Below are 4,431 nucleotides of genomic sequence, written 5' to 3'. Positions count from 1 at the left end.
ATGTGCCCTATCAGTCCGGCAACGTCACCGACATTTGGACTGCACCGGGTGCGGCGCTGACAGTCCAGTTCGGCACGGGTGAAAAGGTCGTCTCCGTCGCGGAGAGCGATAGCGCCTATCTCAAGGTCGTCCCGGTCCAGAATTACCTTTTCATCAAGCCAACCGGCATTCTGCCGGCACAGCCGATCGCGGTCCTCTGCAAGACCAGCGACGGCAAGCTCCGCCATTACTTTTTCCAGTTCGAGACCGTGAACAAGCACCTCGGCGCCGGCGAGAATGTCGATTACGCCGTGGTGTTCACCTATCCGCACCAGGCGTATGAGCGCCGGCTTGCCAAGCGGAAGACGGCCGAAGCGAAGGCTATCCAGAAGGAAGCCAAGAGCCGCCTTGATGAAGCGCGCGCTGTCATGAACGCGGCAACGGTCGATCAATATCAGGGACCGCGCAATTACGAGTATGTCGCCCGGGGCGATCATCAGCTGGCCCCCGCCGAGGTCTGGGACAACGGCTATTCAACCGTGTTCACGTTCCCGGCCATGCAGCGCATCCCGGCCATTTTCTATGTCCAGCCGGACGGCAAGGAGGCAACGGCCAACTATTCGGTCAACGGGAATACGGTTGTTGTGCCGGGCACCGCGCCAGAATGGCGGCTGCGCGATGGGCATACGGCCCTCGACATTTATGACCTCAAATACAACCCGACCGGCGCCACGCCAGGCACGCACACGATCAGCCCGGATGTCGAGCGCGAAATGAGGACGTTCAACAATGGCAAATGAGGACACGCCCGACCGCCCTTATGGGCCGATACGACACACCAACGCGGCGCCGTCGCCGGTCGAACAGGAACAATCTGCGGTCGCCAGCCAGCAGCACCTCAACAGGCGCCAGATCGGCGGCATTCTCCTGGCCTGCGCGCTCGGCGCTGGCGTCGTGCTCGTGGTGACCCGGCTCACTGCACATCATGAGCCAAAGCTCGCCCAGAAGGGCGCCGTGACAGGCGGGACTGAGGGCCGGCCATTCGTCAACAATGCCAGCAGCGGCACGACACCTCCCTCGAAACCTGCCCGCCTCCCCCTGCCGCCAAAGCAGAACACGGGGTTTCACAATCCGTTCCTGACTAATCAGCAGGAATCCCCGGCCATGAAAGCGCTCAAGGCACCGATCATGGCATTCAACCAAACTGGCGGTGGATCATCCGCGCAACCTGCCAGCAACACCGTGGGCCAGAATGGCGCTCCCTCCGCGAGGTCTACGAAAACTACAGCCTTCGCGAACAAGCTCGACGCGGATCAATTCAGTGCGGCCGATGCCTCGATGATCGCGCACCCGAATTTCACGATCGCGGCCGGCACCATCATTCCCTGCACGCTGCAAACCGCGATCAATTCGACCCTACCGGGCTTCGTCAAATGCGTGTTGCCGCAGCCGGTGCGTTCGATGACCGGCACGGTGACGTTGCTGGACAAGGGGACGCAGGTGCTGGGCGAGGTTCGCGAGGGCCTGGTGCAAGGCCAGGACCGACTTTTCATCCTCTGGGACCGCGCGGTGACGCCGCAAAACGTCGCCATTCAGCTCGCCTCACCGGCGGCCGATCCCCTCGGCCGGGCTGGCGTCGCGGGGGCCGTCAACAACCATTTCCTCGAGCGGTTCGGCGCGGCGATCATGATGACGATCATCGGCGGCTCGTTGCAGGTGGCGGCGAACGCCGCCCAGAACAGCGCCGGCAACACGTATCTGGAATACATGAACTCCAGCACGAACCAGATCGCCAACACCACACTGCAACACACGATCGACATTCCGCCCACGCTGACCAAGCACCAGGGCGAGAATGTCTCGATCTTCGTCGCCCGCGATCTGAATTTCTCCAAGGTCTATAAGCTGTCGGTTGTCTCGCCGTGAGGGAGGGGTGGCGCCCCCACCTGGACCGCCTGACGCAGGCAGGACGGCGGCTCAATCGCCATGTCGAAAAGGCCGCCGTCAAATACATTCAATGGCAAGATCGTCGTCACGCGCGCCGGCGGCAAAAATTTCTCCGGCAAGGCTGGCTCTACAGCACGCTTCTGGGACTGTGGCTCGTCCTGATCATCTTGGAACTGCTCGGCCATCAATCAGCCGCGGTCATCCATAGCTCGGCCGGCCTCGGCCTGATCTTCCTGGCTCTGAAAATCTGGCACGCGGCCATGGTCATCAGGGCTAAAAAGCGGGGGGAACTATGAACGACGCCGAATTTTCCGATGACCTCGTGGCGGAAAGCCCGGCCGCGCCGCTGCTCCGCTTCCTGCTCGCCCCGCTGCAACCCTGGCTGAACGATGGGGCCACTGAGGAGCTGTGCATCAACCGGCCCGGCGAGTGCTGGGTGCGCCAGCGCGGCGTTTTCGAGCGGTACAAGATGCCGCTCGACCGGTCAGCGCTGGAAGATATTGCCGTGCTCGCCGGCGCGTTGCGCCGTCAGGATGTCGGCCCCACCTCGCCGCTTTGCTCCACTGAACTGCCGGGCGGCGAACGGCTGCAAGTCTGCCTGCCGCCGGCCGTGCCCACGGGCACGGTCAGCCTGACGATCCGCCGGCCTGGCTCGACGGTCGCGCCGCTCTCCTCCGTCACCTCCCGGTATCAGTCGGACGGGTGGAACAGCTGGGCGGAAAACCGGGAAGCCCGGAATTTCGCGGAAGCCCTGGACTACTACGATTCCGGCGATCTTGAGGGCTTCCTTGCGGCGGCCGTGCGCTGCCGCATGACCATCCTGCTCTGTGGCGCCACCGGGTCCGGCAAAACCACGATGAGCAAAACGCTGATCTCGGCGATCCCCATGGCAGAGCGGATCATCACGATCGAGGACACGGCGGAGCTGGTGATCCCGCAACCGAATCATGTCCGGCTGCTCTACTCGAAAGACGGCCTCTCCACCGCAAAAATCGACGCCGAGGCGCTGTTGCAGGCCAGCCTGCGCATGCGGCCGGATCGGGTGCTCCTGCAAGAGCTGCGCGACGATGCGGCATGGACCTATGTGAACGAGGTGGTTTCCGGGCATCCGGGCTCGATCACCACCATTCACGGCGCCAACCCGGCCCAGGCGTTCAAGAAGCTGTTTTCGCTCATCAAGGGCTCCCCGAAGGGCGCTGGCTTCGATGACGCCACGCTTTGCGATCTGCTCGCGGCGGCCGTCGATCTCATCATCCCGTTCGAGACCTCCGGCACCACGTACCGGATTGGCAAGGTCTGGTTCGGGCCGGACGCCGCCAGGCGCGGCGAGACGGCCGCCAGCCTCTTGCGGGCCGCATGATGACCTGGCGTGGCGTGATGCGGCTCCTTGTCGGCCTGGTGCTCGGCCTGGTGTTCTTCACCGTCCTCGCCACGATGATCTTCCTCATCGGAACTGGGCTGTTCCGGCATTTCCGGCATCCGTTCTGGCAATGGTGGCTCTATCTTTTCGAGGCCAGCGGAGACCCGATCGTACGTGTCTGGCTGGTCATCAGCGGCGTGCCGGCCTTCGCGATCCCCTTCCTCGCTGGGGTCATTCAGCTTGTGCGCGGCCGCCGCGTCACCGGCTGGTCACTGCGCCGCGATCACGCCCCGACAAAGCCCGTCGATGCGCCGATCCGCGCCCCAACCGACAATCATGGTCATGCCCGCTGGATGACGATGGAGGAGGCCCGCGCCCGGTTTCCGGGGCCAGCCCCGGAATATGGCGGGCTTGTCGTGGGCGAGGCGTATGAGGTTCACCGCGATAGCGTTGCCAGCATGCCGTTCCGGCCGAAGGATCGCACAAGCTGGGGGCAGGGGGGCAAGGCGCCCCTGCTGATCGATCCCTGCGAGATTGGCTCGACCCATTGCATGATGTTCGCCGGATCGGGCGGCTATAAGACGACGACGGCCATCTCCACGCTGCTGACATGGACCGGCTCGGCCATTGTCCTTGACCCCTCGGTGGAGCTGGGGCCGATGCTGCGCCAGGCGCGCGAGGCCATGGGCCACAAGGTCTATATGCTCGATCCCCGCACGGCCCGCGAAATCGGGTTCAATGTGCTGGACTGGATCGATGTGTCCTCCCCTCTCGCGGAAATCGACGTTCAGGCCGTGGTTGAGTGGGTTTGCGGCGATACCAAAGCAGGCGGCGATGAAAACGCTTCCTTCTTCAAGAACAGCGGCAAGGAGCTGGTGACGGCGCTGCTCGCGCATATGCTCTGGGACGAACACCTGGACCCGCACGAAAAGACCTTGCGCGCCGTCCGTGCGGCCATCGTCACGCCCGAAAAGGAGCTGCGGAACGTCCTGGCCCATATTCACAAGAACTCGCAAAGCCGCCTCGCCCGCGATCTCGCCGGTAGCTTGAAGGACATCGTGGATGAGACCTTTAGCGGCATCTACAAGAACGCCACCCAAGACACGGCCTGGCTTTCAACCGCCGCTTATGCGGATCTCGTTTCC

General features: G+C 63.5%; 5 protein-coding genes. All 5 read left to right on the top strand.

Annotated elements, in window-relative coordinates; translation table 11 throughout:
* Positions 1-779: TrbG/VirB9 family P-type conjugative transfer protein (locus tag RT91_RS19155; RefSeq protein WP_035189399.1), on the top strand; the 779-nt coding region annotated here is incomplete at its 5' end.
* Complete coding sequence (gene virB10 / locus RT91_RS19150) at positions 769-1,905, top strand: type IV secretion system protein VirB10 (RefSeq protein WP_035189397.1); 1,137 nt, start codon at positions 769-771, stop codon at positions 1,903-1,905. The genes RT91_RS19155 and virB10, both read left to right, overlap by 11 nt.
* On the top strand, positions 1,902-2,222 hold the full coding sequence (locus RT91_RS19145) for a hypothetical protein (protein WP_035189395.1): 321 nt from the start codon (positions 1,902-1,904) through the stop codon (positions 2,220-2,222). The genes virB10 and RT91_RS19145 overlap by 4 nt, the downstream gene beginning before the upstream one ends.
* Positions 2,219-3,286 carry a P-type DNA transfer ATPase VirB11 gene (virB11, locus tag RT91_RS19140; RefSeq protein ID WP_051788393.1) on the top strand — a complete coding sequence of 356 codons (1,068 nt, stop codon included), beginning with the start codon at positions 2,219-2,221 and terminating at the stop codon, positions 3,284-3,286. Before RT91_RS19145 ends, virB11 begins: the two co-directional genes overlap by 4 nt.
* Positions 3,283-4,431: type IV secretory system conjugative DNA transfer family protein (locus RT91_RS19135; protein WP_240314369.1), on the top strand; the 1,149-nt coding region annotated here is incomplete at its 3' end. The genes virB11 and RT91_RS19135, both read left to right, overlap by 4 nt.

It is taken from the genome of Acidiphilium sp. JA12-A1 (genome assembly GCF_000724705.2).
Lineage (GTDB): Bacteria > Pseudomonadota > Alphaproteobacteria > Acetobacterales > Acetobacteraceae > Acidiphilium > Acidiphilium multivorum.
Note: the sequence above shows the minus strand (reverse complement) of the source record. Positions and strands in the feature narration are given on the sequence as shown.

Coding starts and splice junctions, on each gene's coding strand:
- virB10 (WP_035189397.1), top strand. CDS start 769: ATGGCAAATGAGGACACGCCCGACCGCCCTTATGGGCCGATACGACAC.
- virB11 (WP_051788393.1), top strand. CDS start 2,219: ATGAACGACGCCGAATTTTCCGATGACCTCGTGGCGGAAAGCCCGGCC.